The sequence below is a fragment of the Sulfuricella sp. T08 genome, from assembly GCF_000971475.1.
Classification (GTDB): Bacteria; Pseudomonadota; Gammaproteobacteria; order Burkholderiales; family Sulfuricellaceae; genus Sulfuricella.
On record NZ_DF967528.1, the window covers coordinates 24,956 to 41,482 of the forward strand.

Consider the following 16,527-nt stretch of genomic DNA (forward strand, 5'->3'; position numbering starts at 1 on the left):
GCTACCTGTTTGGTTCCGGCTTCGCCGGGCGCCTTCGGACGTAGAACACCCGCTTCCGTGGTAAAAGTGGTAAAATTTGCCGGCTTTTCCTGGCTGAGACTGGCGTAAAAAAACATGCGGTTGTCAGCGACTTAACCACTAAACCCATCACCACTCATCGAGTCTTACTTGCAAGATTTTTCACGCCCCATTCCACTCGCCCACTATGCCCTGCTCGCTGTCGCCGTGCTCGGCTGCTTCTTTCTCGGCATCGGTGGTTTCCCCCTGTTCGATCTCGATGAGGGCGCTTTCAGCGAAGCCACGCGTGAGATGCTGGCGAGCGGCCATTATTTGTCCACCACCCTCAACGGCGAGCCACGCTACGACAAGCCGATTTTGATCTACTGGCTGCAGGCGGCCAGCGTTTCCCTGTTTGGCATCAAGGAATTCGCCTTCCGCCTGCCCTCTGCCCTAGCTGGCAGCGGCTGGGTGATATTCACCTATCTATTCGTGCGCCGTGCGGCTAATACACGGCAGGCTTTGGCAGCGGGAATCATCACCGCCAGCGCGCTGGCAGTTTCCATTATCGTCAAAGTAGCTACGGCCGATGCGCTGCTCAACCTGCTGATCAGCGCATCGCTGTTCAGCGCCTACCTGTTCCTGCGCTTTCACGAACGCAAATATCTGTATCTCGCTTTTGCCGCCATGGGCCTGGGGTTTCTGACCAAGGGTCCGGTCGCCGTAATCATTCCGGGCGTAGTAACTTTCCTCTACAGCGCGCTGCGCAAGGATCTCAGGGGGTGGCTGGCGCTGGCCCTGAATGGGCGAGGCATAGCCCTGTTTTTTGCCATTGCGGCCCCGTGGTATGTAACGCAGTATCTGGTCGAAGGCGACGGCTTTTTCCGCGGATTTTTTCTCAAGCACAATGTCGACCGCTTTTCCGCGCCGATGGAAAGCCATGGCGGCAATTATTTTTATTATGTTCCCGTGCTGCTGCTGAGCGTGCTGCCCTACACCATGGTCTTGCTCAAGACTTTCGCGCAGTGGCGCCGTATCATCAAGGACGACTTGCAGCTTTTTCTCCTGCTGTGGTTTGTCACCGTCTTCGTGCTTTTCTCGTTTTCCGGTACCAAACTACCGCATTACCTGATTTACGGCTATTCCGGTGTTTTCATCCTGATGGCGGCTTACCTGGATGAATTGCGCTCGCGCTTTCTTGCTTTCCTGCCGCTGCTGCTATTGCTTGCAGCGCTGCTGTTCCTGCCACAGTTGATCGAAGCCGCCATCCCCCATATCAACAAGCCCTATTACCGGGAAATGCTTGCCGCCACCCGGCAATCCCTGAGTATCTGGTATTACCCCTTCTTTGCGGGATTCTCCATGCTCACCCTGTATTTCATGGTGGAAAAGCGATTCGCCCTGGGCGCCAAACTGCTGGCAAGTGGCGTCATCCTGGCAACCGGTTTCTCACTGCTGCTCCTGCCCCTGTTCGGCGGCATGCAGCAGGGGCCGGTCAAGGAAGCTGCGCTGCTGGCACGCGACCGCGGGTACACGGTAGTGATGTGGGGGCTCAACATGCCGAGCTTCAGCGTCTACAGCCAGCGCATCGTGGAAAAGCATGACCCGCGCCGCGGCGACATCGTGATCACCCAAACCAACCGCCTGGCCGAGCTACGCGCCTATGAAACGCTCTACAGCAAGAACGGCATCGCCCTGATCAGGATCAGCGAATAACGGCGTGAATTTCATTTCCCTCTCTCCCCTCCTCTCCCCCGATCCCTGTCGCATTTCCTGGCGCGAGCCGCGCGTCTGGCTGGTGCCGATGCTCGCACTCGCCGGCATGGCCGTACTCATTGCCAGCGACACCAACCGCAGCCTGTTCCTGTATCTGAATGGTCTGGGCACGCTGGCCAGCGATGTGCTGTGGCAGAACCTGACTGTGCTGGGCGGCACCTTGGCCGGATTGACTCTGCTTGCACCGCTGATCGGGCGTCGGCCGGATATCATCTGGTCGCTCGCACTCGCAGCCATCCTTGCTACCCTGTGGGTGCATGGCCTGAAAGATCCGATCAATCACGTTCGCCCGCCAGCAGTGATCCCCCCCGAACTTCTGCACATCATCGGCCCGGCGCACCACTACGGTTCATTCCCCTCGGGTCACAGCACCACGATTTTCACAGTGGCGGGCATCCTCAGTCTGTACCTCAGGCGCAGTGCCCTGGTCTGGCTGGTAGCCGGCGCCCTGCTGGTCGGCCTTTCGCGCATTGCGGTTGGCGTGCACTGGCCGCTCGACGTGCTGGGCGGCGCTTTCGGCGGCTGGCTTTCGGCGGTGTTCGGAACCCTGCTCGCACAGCGCTGGCGCTGGGGAGTCAGCCGTCCTGGAAAATGGATATTGGGATTGGCACTGGCTGCCTGCGCGCTGGCCCTGCTGATTTCGCCCGACACCAGCTATCCCGATGCGATCATGCTGCAGCGAGGGCTGGCGCTGGTCTGCCTGCTTCCCGTCTTCCTGCTGGTCTTTGGCCGGTCTCGTTTATAATGCTGGCCAACGCTTTTTATACGGAAATTGCATGGCTCCCGATTCAGTGAACATACGACGTGCCTGGATGCTGCTCGTCCTGCTGATGGCTGCGGTCTGGTTCGGCAATCTCGAATATCGCAAGCTGGTCAGGCCGGACGAGGGCCGCTACGCAGAAATCGCCCGTGAAATGGCCACCAGCGGCGACTGGGTTACGCCACGTCTGAACGACATCAAGTACTTCGAGAAACCCGCACTGCAATACTGGATCACTGCAGGCGCTTACCGCCTGTTTGGCGAACACCACTGGACGGCACGGCTGTGGAGTGCGCTGACCGGGTTTCTCGGCATCTTCTTCACCGCCTTCGCCGCGAGCCGCCTGTTTGGTCGCGAGGCCGGCCTGTTAAGCGCCGCAGTACTCGGCAGCAGCCTGCTCTACACCCTGATCGCCCACATGAACTCCCTGGACATGGGGATGACGTTTTTCATGGGAGGGGCGCTGATGAGTTTCCTGCTGGCGCAGCAGGATGCGGCCAGCGCAGGCTCCAACCGCCTGTGGATGCATGTTGCCTGGGCCGCCCTGGCATTTTCCGTCCTGAGCAAGGGATTGATGGGGATCGTTTTGCCAGGCGCAGTGATTGTTCTTTACACCTTGATCGAGCGCGATTTCGGTTTGTGGAAAAAGCTGCACCTGTTCAGCGGAATAGCGCTTTTCATGGCGATCGCGGCACCCTGGTTCATCGCGGTATCGATCGCCAACCCCGAATTTTTTCATTTCTTCTTCATTCACGAGCATTTCGAGCGCTTCCTGACCAAAATCCACGGCCGCTACGAACCCTGGTGGTGGTTCATCCCGGTGCTTGTCGCCGGTATCCTGCCCTGGCTCATCACCCTGATCGATGCAATGGCGCACGCCTGGAAGGTCGATGAGTCGAGCCCTCTCCCCAACCCTCTCCCGCTGGCGGGAGAGGGGGCAGAAGTGTCGCTACGCGACGTTCGCACTAATAGATTCAAGCCGAAACGCTTTTTGCTGATCTGGGCAGTGTTCATTTTCGTTTTCTTTTCCCTTTCCGGCTCCAAGCTCGCTTCCTACATTCTGCCGATCTTCCCGGCGCTGGCGCTGCTGATCGGCGATCACCTCAGCCGCATCGACGGACGCCGTTTGTTCTGGCAGATGCTGCCGGTGGCATTCCTGGCCGCCGCCGGCTTGGTACTGGCCCCCAACGCGGTGCGCTTCGCCGACAACGAACTGGCGCGGGGACAATATGCCCAGTTCGCCAACTGGCTGCTGGCTGCATCCGCCATCTGGCTGGCCGGTACGGTAGTTGCACTGTTGCTGAGTTGCCGCGATAAAGTACGCGCAGCGATCATCGTCCTCGCATGCACCAGCCTGATCGCCGCCCAAATTCTGCTGACCGGACACGACAGCCTGTCGGCGACGCGCTCGGACTATGCCATCGCTGAGCAAATCAAGCCCCATCTGCGGCCCGGCGCGCCTTTCTACAGCCTGGAAGGCTATGACCAGACGCTGACCTTCTATCTCAAGCGCACCGTGACCCTGGTCGCCTATCAGGACGAGATGGCCTTCGGCATCGCCCAGGAGCCCCATAAATGGCTGCCGACCATCGAATCCTTCAAGCAGGCATGGGTTGGGCAGCCCTACGCCCTGGCAATCATGCCGCATGCAACCTATCAACAACTCTCCCAACAAAGACTGCCGATGCGGGTTATCGCCCGCAGCGTCGACAAAATAGTGGTAAGGACTCCCTAAACACCATGAACCTGCTCAGTTTTTCCCTGATTCTATTCGGCGTGCTGCTCAATGCCGCCGCCCAACTGCTGCTCAAGGCTGGCACCAATGCGGTCGGCCACTTCGCCTTCAGCCGCGACAACATCCTGCCGGTGGGCTGGCAGCTCGCCACCGAGCCGCACATCATGGGCGGTCTCACCTGCTACGTGATCAGCGTGGTGGTGTGGATCATGGCGCTATCGCGGGTCGAAGTCAGCATCGCCTATCCGATGCTGTCGATTGGCTACGTAGTGAACGCGCTCGCCGCCCTGTGGTTGTTCGGCGAGGCCGTTTCGGTCACCCGCATGGCCGGCATCGGCATTATAATTGTCGGCGTTTATGTCGTTGCGCGCAGCTAACAGATCAGGACTCAAAATTTTGAACTACTTGCCCTTTACCAAACCCACTCTCGACGAAGCCACCATCCAGGGCGTAGTCGAGGTCCTGCGATCCGGCTGGCTGGCCACCGGCCCCAACGTGCAGGCGCTGGAAAAGGCGCTGTCGGACTACCTGAGCGGGCGCATCGTGCGCACCCTCACCTCCGCCACCGGTGGGCTGGAAGTGGCATTACAGGTGTGTGGCATCGGGCCGGGCGACGAGGTAATCACGCCGGCGATGAGCTTCGCCGCCACGCCGAACGTGATCATGCGGGTCGGCGCGAAGCCGGTATTCGTGGACGTCGATCTCGCCAGCCGCAATATCGATCTCAACCAGGTTGAAGCCGCGATCACGCCAAGGACAAAAGCCATCATGCCGGTGCATTTCGCCGGCCTGCCAGTGGACATGGACGCGCTTTACGATATCGCCAGGCGCCACAAGCTGCGCGTGATCGAGGACGCCGCCCATGCCATCGGATCGAGCTGGCAGGGCAAGCGCATCGGCAGCTTCGGCGACATCGTCTCGTTTTCCTTCCACCCCAACAAGAACATGACCACCATCGAGGGCGGCGCACTGTCCTTCGCCGATGCCGAAGAGGTGAAGAAATTCGACCTGCTGCGCTTCCACGGCATTTCGCGCGATGCCGAAGGCAACATGGACATCTCCGTCGCCGGCGGCAAGTACAACCTGTCCGACGTGGCGGCGCGCGTCGGCGTCGGCCAACTGCCGCTGCTGGATGGCTTCAACGCCAAGCGGCGCGAACTGGTGGCGCATTATTTCAAGTGTTTCACTACCGACCCGGGCTGCCTGCTGCCCGCGCGCGGCGATGAAGGCCACAGCTGGCACATGTTCGCGCCGTTGCTGCCGCTGGACCAACTCAACATCAGCCGCAAACAATTCATTGAAACGATGCACCAGCGCGGGCTAGGGGTCGGCATCCACTACCCGGCGCTGCATCTGTTCAGCCTGTACCGTGAGCTGGGCCACAAGGAAGGCGACTTCCCCAACGCTGAAAAAATCGGCCGCGAAACCGTCACCCTGCCGCTGTTCCCGACGATGGAACCCGCCGATGTGGAGCGGGTATGCGCCGCAGCCAAGGAAATCATCGAGACCGCCAAGAAATGAACCCTATCGAACTCTCCGTCATCGTCCCGGTATACAACGAGGAACAAGGCCTGAATGCCCTGTTTGACCGGCTCTATCCCGCGCTCGACAAGCTCGGCATTGCCTACGAGATCGTCTTCATCAACGACGGCAGCCGCGACCACTCTGCCGCTATCCTGCGCGAACAGTTCCAGAAGCGCCCGGACGTCACCCGCGTCGTCCTGTTCAACGGCAATTTCGGCCAGCACATGGCGATCATGGCCGGCTTTGAGCACTGCCGCGGCCAGCGCATCGTCACCCTGGACGCCGACCTGCAGAACCCGCCGGAGGATATCGGCAGGCTGCTCGCCAAGATGGATGAAGGCCACGACTACATCGGCAGCATCCGCCGCATGCGCCAGGATAGCTGGTGGCGTGGCGCCGCCTCGCGCGCCATGAACAGCCTGCGCGAACGCATCACCCGCATCAAGATGACCGACCAGGGCTGCATGCTGCGCGCCTACAGCCGCGACATCATCGACGCCATCAATTCCTGCCAGGAGGTCAACACCTTCATTCCGGCGCTGGCCTACACCTTCGCCCAGAGCCCGGCGGAAGTGGTGGTGGGGCACGAGGAACGCGCGGTGGGCGAATCGAAGTATTCGCTCTACAGCCTGATCCGCCTCAACTTCGATCTGATGACCGGATTCTCGGTGGTGCCGCTGCAGATATTCTCCTTCACCGGAATCATCGTTTCCCTGCTGTCGGCATTCTTCGTCGTCTTCCTGCTAATCCGCCGCATCATCGTCGGCCCCGAAGCAGAAGGCCTGTTCACCCTGTTCGCAATTGCCTTCTTCCTGATTGGCATCACCCTTTTCGGCATCGGCCTGCTCGGCGAATACATCGGCCGTATCTACCAGCAAGTACGGCATCGCCCGCGCTATCTGGTGCAGGCGATTCTGGAACAGAAAGAATGAGCAGCGCCGTCGTCTTCGCCTACCATAACGTAGGCGTGCGCTGCCTGTCGGTGCTGCTCGCTCATGGTGTAAAAATTCCGCTGCTAGTTACTCACCAAGACAATCCCAGTGAGAACATCTGGTTCGACAGCGTCGCCGAACTAGCTGCGCTGCATGGCATTCCCACCATCATGCCCGACGACCCCAACACGCCGGAAATCGTCGCACAGATCCAGGCCCTAAAGCCGGATTTTCTGTTTTCCTTCTACTACCGCAACATGCTCAAGAAGGCCCTGCTAGATGTCCCGACGCGCGGCGCATTTAACATGCATGGGTCGCTGCTGCCCCAATACCGCGGACGGGTGCCGGTAAACTGGGCAATCATCAAGGGTGAACGCGAAACCGGCTCGACCCTGCATGTGATGAACGAAAAGCCTGACAACGGCGCCATCGTCGACCAGCAGGCCGTGCCTATCCTGCCCGACGACACCGCGCTGGAAGTGTTCCACAAAGTCACCTGTGCCGCCGAGGTTGCACTGAACCGCTGCCTGCCTGCGCTACTGGCCGGCACGGCCCAGTTCAAGCCACAGGATTTGAGCCAGGGTGGATATTTCGGCGGACGACGTCCGGAAGATGGTAAAATCGACTGGTTGCAGAGTGCGCAGGCCATACACAATCTGGTACGGGCCGTAGCGCCCCCTTACCCTGGCGCTTACACGCTGCTTGCCGGCAAGCCGATGCGAGTGCTGAAAACCCTGCTCGAGCCGCAGCATCAAAGGCGCGCGGTAGAGCCGGTTTTTTACTGCGTGAATAGCCGCTGCTACGCGGAATGCGGTGATGGAAAAGTACTGCGGTTTTTGACGTTCGAATTCGATGGCAAGATAATGACCGCCGATGAATGGATTACAGTCTGCGGCACTGACACCTTGCCGCTGGGCATATAGAATTTAATTTTTGACTAGGAAAAAAACGATGAAAAAAGTCCTGATCCTGGGCGTGAATGGCTTCATCGGCCATCACCTTTCCAAGCGCATACTCGAGACGACCGATTGGGAAGTCTATGGCATGGACATGTACAGCGAGCGCGTCACCGAGCTGATGGACAACCCACGCTTCAACTTCTTTGAAGGCGACATCACCATCAACAAGGAATGGATCGAGTACCACGTCAAAAAGTGCGACGTCATCCTGCCGCTGGTCGCGATCGCTACTCCGGCGACCTACGTCAAGGAGCCGCTCAAGGTGTTCGAGCTGGACTTCGAAGCCAACCTGCCGATCGTGCGCCAGTGCGTCCAGTACGGCAAGCACCTGATTTTCCCCTCCACCTCCGAAGTCTACGGCATGTGCCGCGACGAGGAATTTGATCCGGAGAACTCCGAGCTGATCCTCGGTCCGATCAACAAGCCGCGCTGGATCTACTCCTGCTCCAAGCAGCTAATGGACCGGGTGATCTTTGCCTATGCCTTGAAGACCGAATTCAACTTCACCCTGTTCCGTCCCTTCAACTGGATCGGCGCCGGCCTGGACAACATCAACACTGCCAAGGAAGGCAGCTCACGCGTGATCACCCAGTTCCTTGGGCACATCGTGCGTGGCGAGGATATCAAGCTGGTGGATGGCGGCACAGCCAAGCGCTCCTACACCTACGCCTCGGATGGCATCGATGCGCTGATGAAAATCATCGAGAACAAGAACGGCGTGGCAACCGGCCAGATCTACAATATCGGCAACCCATCCAACAACTACTCGGTGAAGGAACTGGCGAAGATGATGCTGGATCTCGCCATGGAATATCCTGAGTACAAGGAAACCGCACACAAGGTCAAAACGCTCGAAGTCACCTCCGCAGACTACTACGGCAAGGGCTACCAGGACGTACAGAACCGTGTTCCGAAGATAGAAAACACCATGAAAGACCTCGGTTGGAAACCCCAGGTCACCATGGCGGATGCGCTCAAACATATCTACGAAGCCTACCGTGGCCAAGTTGCCGAAGCACGCAAGCTGGTCGAGTAGTCTCAACAGTAAGGAGTGAAGAGTGAGGGGTGAGGAGTAAAAACCACCCCACTAGACTCCTCACTCCTTTCTCATCACTCCTCACGCCCCCCATGAAACTTGCCCTCAAGATCGACGTCGATACTTATCGCGGCACCCGCGAGGGCGTGCCGCGCCTGGTCGAAATACTAAAAAAACACCAAGCTGGTGCCACCTTTTTGTTCAGCCTCGGCACCGATCACACTGGCCGTGCCATCAAGCGGGTATTTCGCCCTGGCTTCATGAAAAAGGTGTCGCGCACCTCGGTGCTGGAACACTACGGCCTGAAGACGCTGATGTACGGCACCCTGCTACCGGGACCGGACATCGGCAAGCGCTGCGGCAACATCATGCGCGCGGTGCGCGACGACGGTTTCGAAGTCGGCATCCACTGCTACGACCATATCAGGTGGCAGGACTATGTTGCGAAGAAGGATGCAGCCTGGACGGCGCGGGAAATGAAACTGGCTGGCGACCGCTTCGAAAAGATCTTCGGCGAACCCGCCAAGGTCCATGGCGCTGCCGGCTGGCAAATGAATGTCCACGCTCTGCGCCTGGAACAACGCCTGGGTTTCGATTACTGTTCGGATACGCGCGGCACCCACCCTTTCATCCCGATGTGGAATGCGGAAATTGTCGCCTGCCCGCAGCTACCTACCACCCTGCCCACGCTGGACGAATTGATCGGTGTCGGCGACATCACCCCCGAAAACGTCGCCCGGCACCTGCTCGGCCTGACCGAAAACCCGCCGCCCACCGGTCACGTCTACACCCTGCACGCCGAGCTGGAAGGCATGAAACTGGCCAGCGTGTTCGACGAGCTGCTGACCGGCTGGAAAGCGCAGGGCTATGAACTGGTTACACTCAAGGATTACTTCGCAAGCCTGAAGCTGGATGACCTGCCCCGGCACGAGGTAGTGATGGGGGAAATTCCCGGTCGCTCCGGCGTCCTGGCATTTCAGAGCGACGAGTTTCTGGCTTAAGCCTTCTCAATCAGACACACCGCCTGCGCGGCAATCCCCTCGCCACGGCCGGTGTAGCCCAGTTTCTCGGTAGTAGTCGCCTTGACGTTGACGCAACCCGCTTCCACGCCAAGATCAGCCGCGATGTTCGCTACCATCTGTTCGATATGCGGCGCCATCTTCGGGGCCTGGGCGATGATGGTGGCATCCAGATTGACTACGCCATAGCCCTTGTCTTTGAGCAACTGCATGACCTCGCGCAGCAGATGACGGCTGTCAATGCCCTTGTAGCGCGGGTCGGAATCCGGGAAATGGCGACCGATATCGCCCAGCGCCGCAGCACCCAGCAGCGCATCGGAAATTGCGTGGAGCAGCACATCGGCGTCGGAATGGCCAAGCAAGCCACGCTCGTAGGGAATCTCCACCCCGCCCATGATCAGCTTGCGCCCTTCCACCAGCTGGTGGACGTCAAACCCCTGGCCGACTCTCATTCCCTGCCTCCCAGTATCAGTTCCGCCAGCTTGATATCCTGCGGATAAGTCACCTTGAAATTGGTCATGTCGCCGGCCACCAGTTTCGCCTGAAAGCCCATGCGTTCAACCGCCTGCGCCTCATCGGTCACCACTGCGCCATCCAGCAAAGACAGCGCACGCTGCAACAGGCCATAGCGGAACATCTGCGGGGTCTGCGCCTGCCACAGCTTGTCGCGTAACTCGGTGCGCAGGACGCGGTTGTCGGCGTCGGCGCGCTTCAGGGTATCCGCCACCGGCACGGCCAGCAGGCCGCCGAAGGGGTCTTCGCCGACCTCGCCAACCAGTCGGTCGAGCAGTTCCCCGCTCAGACCGGGCCGGGCTGCGTCATGCACCAGCACCCAGTCGTCGAAGCCGACTTCGTCGCGGATGGCATCCAGACCATTGCGCACCGACTCAAAACGCTCCGCCCCGCCGCAATACAACGGCTTGAGCTTGCCGGAGAAAGTACTCCAATCGTAGGATTTCCACAGCTGATCTTCCGGCGCGAGCACCACATAGACACGGCTGATCATAGCGTGACGGCACAAAGCCTCTACCGCGTAATGAATCAGCGGTCTGCCAAGAACGGAAAGATACTGTTTCGGGGTTTCTCCTCCCATGCGCGAACCGAAGCCGGCGGCAGGGATCAAAGCATAATAATTTGGCATTACTTTATGGAATTGGCTATCTTGAAAGTAAGGTTTATCAGAAAACAGCAAATCGGCCAGGAGGTGTTATGAAACAGATTCGTCCCGCCGCTGTCGCCGGTGCATTCTACACCGGTGATCCGCGCTCCCTTGCCGGCGAAGTTGCGGCCATGCTGGAAGAAGCAGAACAGCATATGGAAAAATCGGCAACTCTCCCCAAGGCAGTTATTGTACCCCATGCCGGCTACATTTATTCCGGGCCGGTTGCCGCCAGCGCCTATGCCCTGCTGGAACAGGGCAGAAATATTTACCGCCGTGTCGTGCTGCTAGGCCCGGTGCACCGCGTGCCGGTGCGAGGACTCGCCTTGCCGAGCACGGAAGCCTTCGCCACACCACTCGGCGTTGTGCCCCTCGACCTCGACGCCATGGCGAAGATCGCCGGTCTGCCGCAGGTAGTGGAATATGATGCGGCCCATGCGCTGGAGCATTCTCTGGAAGTGCAGCTCCCTTTCCTGCAGACCGTGCTCGATGACTTCAAGCTGGTTCCGCTGGCAGTAGGCGACGTCACGCCACAAGAGGTTGCCGAGGTGCTGGAACGCCTGTGGGGCGGCCCGGAGACGCTGATCGTGATCAGCTCCGACCTGTCCCATTTCCTGACCTACCGCGAGGCGCAGCAAATCGACAGCACCACCGCACAGGCCATTCTCGATCTGCGCTGGCCGGTAAGCCATGAACAGGCATGCGGCGGCACGCCGGTGAACGGGTTGCTGCTGGCCGCGCAGCACCACCATCTCAAGCCGCGCCTGCTCAATCTGCGCAATTCCGGCGACACCGCCGGGGATAAAAGCAGGGTGGTCGGCTACGGGGCCTTTGCCTTCACCGAGGAGCCTGCCGATGTCCATTGAAAAGGGCCGAATTCTGATTCCGATCGCCCGTGCCACCATCTCCCGCGCGTTAGGCCGCGAGATGCAGGCGGACGAGGATGCAGAATGGCTCAGGGAGCACGGCGCCTGTTTCGTTACCCTGACCCAGCACGGTGAGCTGCGCGGCTGCATCGGCAGCCTGGAAGCGCGCCGCCCGCTGCTGGAAGACGTCAAGGCCAACGCCTATGCAGCAGCCTTCCGTGACACCCGTTTTTCGCCGCTGAGCCTGGCCGAGCTCGACTATACTGAAATCGAGATTTCCCTGCTTTCCACTATGCAGCCCATGACTTTCCACGATGAACGCGAGGCGCTTGTCCAGTTGCGCCCCGGCGTAGACGGAGTGGTGTTCGAGTGTGGCGACTACCGCAGCACTTTCCTGCCGCAGGTATGGGAGCAATTGCCGGAATGCGGGATTTTCATGGCTCACCTCAAGCGCAAGGCGGGCCTGCCCACGGATTTTTGGACACCGGATGTGAAGCTGTCGCGCTATACGGTGAATAAATGGAAAGAATCGGAACTGAAATGATCGCAAACGCTCCCGCCCGCTGGTGGCACAAACTCGACGATGGGCGCATCCAGTGTGACCTGTGCCCGCGCGACTGCAAGCTGCACGAGGGCCAGCGCGGCCTGTGCTTCGTACGCATGGTGGAAAACGGCAAGATGGTGCTGACCACTTACGGCCGCTCTTCCGGTTTCTGCATTGACCCGATCGAGAAGAAACCGCTCAACCATTTTTATCCTGGCACGAGCGTGTTCTCCTTCGGCACCGCAGGCTGTAATCTGGCCTGCAAGTTCTGCCAGAACTGGGACATCAGCAAAGCCAAAGACATGGACCGCCTGATGGATCAGGCCTCGCCCGAGGCGATTGCTGCCGCCGCCGAAAAACACGGCTGCAAGAGCGTGGCTTTCACCTACAACGACCCGGTGATCTTCGCCGAATACGCGATGGACACCGCTGACGCCTGCCATGCGCGCGGCATCAAGACCGTGGCGGTCACCGCCGGCTACATGCACGAGCAGGCGCGGCGTGAATTTTACGCCAAGATGGACGCCGCCAACGTCGATCTCAAGGGCTTCACCGAAGACTTCTACCACAAGCTCACCGGCGCCCATCTCCAGCCGGTGCTCGACACCCTGGTTTACCTGCGGCGCGAAACGGACGTGTGGTTCGAAATCACCACGCTGATCATCCCCGGCCACAACGACACCGACGAGGAACTCACCGCCCTGAGCCGCTGGGTATTCAAGGAACTGGGAGAAGACGTGCCGCTGCACTTTTCGGCCTTCCATCCCGACTACAAGATGATGGATGTACCGGCTACGCCTTCCGCAACGCTGACTCGTGCACGGCGCATCGCCCTGAAAGAAGGTCTGCGTTACGTCTATACCGGCAACGTGCACGATCCGGAAGGCGACACCACCTTTTGCCCGTCGTGCGGGAAGCCCCTGATCGTGCGCGACTGGTACCAGATCAACGCCTACCGCCTGACCGATGACGGCCATTGCCCGAAATGCGGCACGAAGGTTGCTGGACGCTTCGAGAAATTCGTCGAAGCCTTCGGCTCGCGCCGCATCCCGGTGGTGATGAGCGCCTTTCATCCTGAGCCATGATTTCCCGACTGGCGCATATCCCCGCCGGACCGTCCAGTGCGATCAGCCTGGAAGGCATGCTGGAGCTGCCTGACAACGCGATCGGGGTGGTGCTGTTTGCACACGGCAGCGGCAGCAGCCGCCTCAGCCCGAGGAACAACTACGTCGCGCGCGTGCTACGTGACGCCGGCTTGGGCACTCTGTTGATCGACCTGCTGACTCAGCATGAAGATACGGATTACGCCACCCGCTTCGACATCCCGCTTCTGACCCAACGGCTGCTGGCCGCAACCCGCTGGCTGCAAAGCGAACCGGCCACGCACCCCCTCGCCATCGGCTATTTTGGCGCCAGTACCGGCGCGGCCGCGGCTTTACAGGCTGCCGCAGAAGAGGGCAGGAAAATTGCCGCCGTGGTTTCCCGTGGCGGACGCCCCGACCTTGCCGGAGAAGAAGCCCTGAACAGGGTTGCAGCCCCTACCTTGCTGATCGTGGGCGGTTTCGACGACGTGGTGATCGGCCTCAACCAGGAAGCCTATCGGCTCTTGAAGTGTGAAAAGGAACTGGTGATTGTCCCCGGTGCCACGCACCTGTTCGAGGAACCCGGTACTCTGGAGCAGGTAGCGAAGCATGCGGCGAACTGGCTCAGCCAACATCTTTCGGGCAAAGCCGCCTAATCCCGCTCCCCAGGAAGAAGCGGGGGAGCCTTCTTTCTTGCAAGCAGGAGAAGGCAAGCGCATAGATGGAACCATTTACCGCTCATCCGCTGTTGATCTGGATCGCACAGCATCCCTACTGGGTTGGCATTGCGATTTTCCTTGTTTCCCTGTCCGAGTCACTGGCTCTGGTGGGCTTATTCATTCCCGGCGCGCTAGCGATGTTCGGAATCGGGACCCTGGTCGCCGCCGGCGCGGTGAATTTGTGGCCCGCGCTGGCCTGGGCTGTGGCAGGCGCCATTGCTGGCGATGCCGTCAGCTACTGGCTGGGGCGCCATTACCGCGAGCAGTTGCAAACCTTCTGGCCTTTTAGCCGTTCCCCGCAACTGATAGACCGGGGCGTGGCATTCTTTCACCGGCATGGCGGCAAAAGTGTCGTGCTGGGCCGCTTTGTCGGGCCGATGCGCCCCATTATTCCGGCGATTGCCGGCATGCTCGGTATGCCCCCGGTGCGCTTCTATCTGGCGAATATACTATCTGCGCTCGGCTGGGCGCCCGCTTATATCCTGCCCGGCGTTGTCTTTGGCGCATCACTGGGATTGGCGGAAGCGGTGGCAACGCGCCTGGCCGTGACTGTAGCGACGCTGGTGGTGGCGATCTGGGGCGGTGCTTGGGTGATCAGCCGCGCTGTTTTGTTGCTGCAACCGCGCATCGAGCGCGGGTTGTCGTTTTTGCAGGCCTGGAGCATAGCCGCGCCGTCTGGCCGGGACCGCCATTTACGGAAGCTGGTTGCTTCACTGCTTGACCCCACGCAACCCGAATCCCGCACCTTGCTGATATTGGCGGGGCTGCTGATTGTTGCTGCCTGGGGATTTTTCGGTGTTCTGGAAGACGTCCTGACCCGCGACCCCCTGGTGCTTATTGACAGCTCGACGTATCACTTTTTGCAGAGTTTGCGCACCCCCTTCGGTGACGCGATCATGATTGCGCTAACCGAACTGGGCGATGCGGCGGTCACGCTCCTGGTAGTATCGGCGGCGCTGATCTGGCTGCTGGCGCAACGCGCCTGGCGTCCGGCGGCCTATTTGCTGGCTGCGGTGGGTTTTGCCGCTGCTCTGACCGTGGCGATCAAGGCAGGACTGCGCCTGCCGCGCCCGACGCCTTTGTACCAGGGGATTAACGCCTTTTCTTTCCCCAGCGGCCATGCCACCATGAGTATCGTCAGCTACGGTTTCCTTGCGGTGCTGGCCGCGCGCGAACTCCCCGCCCGCGGACGCCTTGCGGTATTGACCGCGACCTTTCTGCTGGTCATCCTGATCGCTTTTTCCAGGCTGTACCTGGGAGCGCACTGGCTTTCCGACGTGTTGGCAGGTTTGGCTTTCGGCACTGCATGGCTAGCCCTGCTGGGCATTGCCTATTTGCGCCATCCCGCCCCGGCATTTTCTGCCCGGGGCTTGATGGTTGTGGCGTTCTCGGCGCTGCTGGTTGGCGGCGGCTTTCATGTCTCAACCCGACACGCGGATGACACCCTGCGCTACGCCGTGCACCAGAACATCAGGTTCATGGCGCAGCAGGATTGGTGGGGGGGTGCCTGGCAAACCCTCCCAGCCTGGCGCATTGATATCGAGGGGGAATACGAACAACCGCTCACCGTGCAATGGGCTGGATCGCCCGAATATTTGCGCCGCAGCCTCTTGGGGGCAGGATGGCGGGAACCTTTACCGCTGTCGGGGAGAAATTTCCTGCTTTGGCTCGATCCCTCCCGCTCCGCCATGGAACTTCCGCTGCTGCCACGTGCCCACGACGGCCGCCACGAAGGATTGGCGCTGATTCACCCGGTGCCGGGCCAGCGCCTAGTGCTGCGCCTTTGGCAAACCGACACCGTGCTCCGCGAAACAGCTCAGCCGGTATGGGTAGGGATGGTGACGCGGGAAACGGTAATCCACCCCCTGTCCTGGTTTAGCCTGCCCCGGGACGGCAGGGACTTTAACCAACCGCGTCAAACCCTGCTCGACAGCCTGTCAGGTGTACCAGCACGTCTGGCAAGGCGAGGCGAGATACCCGGCCCGGTAGACGAACAAACGATAATCTGGGATAAACAGGTATTGTTGGCGCGCGAACCGGAGATGCCATGAAAAACAGAAAATTGAGCGAGCGTTTCGGCTTTGCCTGGGCAGGCATCCGGGCAGCCTGGGAAAGCGAACAAAGTTTCCGGATACAGGCCGGATTCGCTGTTGCCTTGCTGATGGCGCTGTTGCTGCTGCGCCCACCTCTTTTATGGTGGGCACTTTGTTTCATCATGGCGGCTTTGGTACTGGCGGCAGAACTTTTCAATACCGCCCTGGAGGCATTGATCGACCACCTCCACCCAGAAATCCATCCCGCCATCAAAACCGCCAAGGATTGTGCCGCCGGAGCCGTTCTGTTACTGAGTTTCGGCGCTTTGGCGGTAGCAATAGCCATGCTGCTGGTGGTGTTCTCGATACTGCCTTGAGCCGGAAGG

Annotated in this window: 17 protein-coding genes; 15 read left to right on the plus strand and 2 right to left on the minus strand. The window is 60.0% G+C overall.

The annotated features are described in order from the left end of the window. The first annotated feature begins 168 nt into the window (after nt 1-168). The 9 genes from SCT_RS04420 to SCT_RS04460 all read left to right on the plus strand — a co-directional run bounded on the left by SCT_RS04420 (nt 169) and on the right by SCT_RS04460 (nt 9,720). Nucleotides 169-1,713: a glycosyltransferase family 39 protein gene (locus SCT_RS04420; protein ID WP_082098178.1), complete on the plus strand. Its 1,545-nt coding sequence runs from the start codon at nt 169-171 to the stop codon at nt 1,711-1,713. A 4-nt stretch (nt 1,714-1,717) separates the two neighbouring features. After that, on the plus strand, nt 1,718-2,518 hold the full coding sequence (locus SCT_RS04425; protein ID WP_144408221.1) for a phosphatase PAP2 family protein: 801 nt from the start codon (nt 1,718-1,720) through the stop codon (nt 2,516-2,518). Nucleotides 2,519-2,549: 31 nt separating this feature from the next. Further along, complete coding sequence (locus SCT_RS04430) at nt 2,550-4,268, plus strand: glycosyltransferase family 39 protein (protein WP_059419527.1); 1,719 nt, start codon at nt 2,550-2,552, stop codon at nt 4,266-4,268. A 5-nt stretch (nt 4,269-4,273) separates the two neighbouring features. Next, the gene (locus SCT_RS04435; protein WP_009204757.1) at nt 4,274-4,645 is read left to right on the plus strand and encodes an SMR family transporter; all 372 of its coding nucleotides are present in this window, start codon (nt 4,274-4,276) and stop codon (nt 4,643-4,645) included. A 19-nt stretch (nt 4,646-4,664) separates the two neighbouring features. Beyond that, nucleotides 4,665-5,789 (plus strand): DegT/DnrJ/EryC1/StrS aminotransferase family protein, encoded by a 1,125-nt coding sequence (locus tag SCT_RS04440; protein WP_088178634.1) that lies wholly within the window; start codon nt 4,665-4,667, stop codon nt 5,787-5,789. Next, nucleotides 5,786-6,724 (plus strand): glycosyltransferase, encoded by a 939-nt coding sequence (locus tag SCT_RS04445; RefSeq protein ID WP_059419536.1) that lies wholly within the window; start codon nt 5,786-5,788, stop codon nt 6,722-6,724. Before SCT_RS04440 ends, SCT_RS04445 begins: the two co-directional genes overlap by 4 nt. Then, a complete protein-coding gene (locus SCT_RS04450; protein ID WP_059419538.1) occupies nt 6,721-7,647 on the plus strand; it encodes a formyltransferase in 927 nt (308 codons plus the stop codon). The genes SCT_RS04445 and SCT_RS04450 overlap by 4 nt, the downstream gene beginning before the upstream one ends. A gap of 28 nt (nt 7,648-7,675) precedes the next feature. Then, nucleotides 7,676-8,719, plus strand: a complete 1,044-nt coding sequence (locus SCT_RS04455) for a bifunctional UDP-4-keto-pentose/UDP-xylose synthase (RefSeq protein WP_059419542.1) — start codon at nt 7,676-7,678, stop codon at nt 8,717-8,719. A 92-nt stretch (nt 8,720-8,811) separates the two neighbouring features. Further along, a complete protein-coding gene (locus SCT_RS04460; protein WP_059419547.1) occupies nt 8,812-9,720 on the plus strand; it encodes a 4-deoxy-4-formamido-L-arabinose-phosphoundecaprenol deformylase in 909 nt (302 codons plus the stop codon). Here SCT_RS04460 and ispF read toward each other — a convergent pair. Next, a complete protein-coding gene (gene ispF / locus SCT_RS04465; protein ID WP_059419549.1) occupies nt 9,717-10,190 on the minus strand; it encodes a 2-C-methyl-D-erythritol 2,4-cyclodiphosphate synthase in 474 nt (157 codons plus the stop codon). The two genes, SCT_RS04460 and ispF, sit on opposite strands and share 4 nt — an antisense overlap. Further along, on the minus strand, nt 10,187-10,879 hold the full coding sequence (ispD, locus tag SCT_RS04470) for a 2-C-methyl-D-erythritol 4-phosphate cytidylyltransferase (RefSeq protein ID WP_059419550.1): 693 nt from the start codon (nt 10,877-10,879) through the stop codon (nt 10,187-10,189). The genes ispF and ispD overlap by 4 nt, the downstream gene beginning before the upstream one ends. A 68-nt stretch (nt 10,880-10,947) precedes the next feature. Between ispD and amrB the strand changes: the two genes are divergently transcribed. The 6 genes from amrB (at nt 10,948) to SCT_RS04500 (ending at nt 16,518) form a co-directional block, all read left to right on the plus strand. Continuing rightward, nucleotides 10,948-11,763 (plus strand): AmmeMemoRadiSam system protein B, encoded by an 816-nt coding sequence (amrB, locus tag SCT_RS04475; protein WP_059419552.1) that lies wholly within the window; start codon nt 10,948-10,950, stop codon nt 11,761-11,763. Beyond that, complete coding sequence (amrA, locus tag SCT_RS04480) at nt 11,753-12,307, plus strand: AmmeMemoRadiSam system protein A (RefSeq protein ID WP_059419553.1); 555 nt, start codon at nt 11,753-11,755, stop codon at nt 12,305-12,307. The genes amrB and amrA overlap by 11 nt, the downstream gene beginning before the upstream one ends. Continuing rightward, complete coding sequence (gene amrS, locus SCT_RS04485; protein WP_189799645.1) at nt 12,304-13,392, plus strand: AmmeMemoRadiSam system radical SAM enzyme; 1,089 nt, start codon at nt 12,304-12,306, stop codon at nt 13,390-13,392. Before amrA ends, amrS begins: the two co-directional genes overlap by 4 nt. After that, complete coding sequence (locus tag SCT_RS04490; protein WP_059419557.1) at nt 13,389-14,045, plus strand: dienelactone hydrolase family protein; 657 nt, start codon at nt 13,389-13,391, stop codon at nt 14,043-14,045. Before amrS ends, SCT_RS04490 begins: the two co-directional genes overlap by 4 nt. 65 nt (nt 14,046-14,110) lie before the next feature. Further along, complete coding sequence (locus SCT_RS04495) at nt 14,111-16,159, plus strand: bifunctional DedA family/phosphatase PAP2 family protein (protein ID WP_059419561.1); 2,049 nt, start codon at nt 14,111-14,113, stop codon at nt 16,157-16,159. Further along, nucleotides 16,156-16,518: a diacylglycerol kinase gene (locus tag SCT_RS04500; protein WP_059419566.1), complete on the plus strand. Its 363-nt coding sequence runs from the start codon at nt 16,156-16,158 to the stop codon at nt 16,516-16,518. Before SCT_RS04495 ends, SCT_RS04500 begins: the two co-directional genes overlap by 4 nt. Nucleotides 16,519-16,527 lie beyond the last annotated feature (9 nt).

Coding starts and splice junctions, on each gene's coding strand:
- SCT_RS04430 (WP_059419527.1), top strand. CDS start 2,550: ATGGCTCCCGATTCAGTGAACATACGACGTGCCTGGATGCTGCTCGTC.
- SCT_RS04435 (WP_009204757.1), top strand. CDS start 4,274: ATGAACCTGCTCAGTTTTTCCCTGATTCTATTCGGCGTGCTGCTCAAT.
- SCT_RS04445 (WP_059419536.1), top strand. CDS start 5,786: ATGAACCCTATCGAACTCTCCGTCATCGTCCCGGTATACAACGAGGAA.
- SCT_RS04450 (WP_059419538.1), top strand. CDS start 6,721: ATGAGCAGCGCCGTCGTCTTCGCCTACCATAACGTAGGCGTGCGCTGC.
- SCT_RS04455 (WP_059419542.1), top strand. CDS start 7,676: ATGAAAAAAGTCCTGATCCTGGGCGTGAATGGCTTCATCGGCCATCAC.
- SCT_RS04460 (WP_059419547.1), top strand. CDS start 8,812: ATGAAACTTGCCCTCAAGATCGACGTCGATACTTATCGCGGCACCCGC.
- ispF (WP_059419549.1), bottom strand. CDS start 10,190: ATGAGAGTCGGCCAGGGGTTTGACGTCCACCAGCTGGTGGAAGGGCGC.
- ispD (WP_059419550.1), bottom strand. CDS start 10,879: ATGCCAAATTATTATGCTTTGATCCCTGCCGCCGGCTTCGGTTCGCGC.
- amrB (WP_059419552.1), top strand. CDS start 10,948: ATGAAACAGATTCGTCCCGCCGCTGTCGCCGGTGCATTCTACACCGGT.
- amrA (WP_059419553.1), top strand. CDS start 11,753: ATGTCCATTGAAAAGGGCCGAATTCTGATTCCGATCGCCCGTGCCACC.
- amrS (WP_189799645.1), top strand. CDS start 12,304: ATGATCGCAAACGCTCCCGCCCGCTGGTGGCACAAACTCGACGATGGG.
- SCT_RS04490 (WP_059419557.1), top strand. CDS start 13,389: ATGATTTCCCGACTGGCGCATATCCCCGCCGGACCGTCCAGTGCGATC.
- SCT_RS04495 (WP_059419561.1), top strand. CDS start 14,111: ATGGAACCATTTACCGCTCATCCGCTGTTGATCTGGATCGCACAGCAT.
- SCT_RS04500 (WP_059419566.1), top strand. CDS start 16,156: ATGAAAAACAGAAAATTGAGCGAGCGTTTCGGCTTTGCCTGGGCAGGC.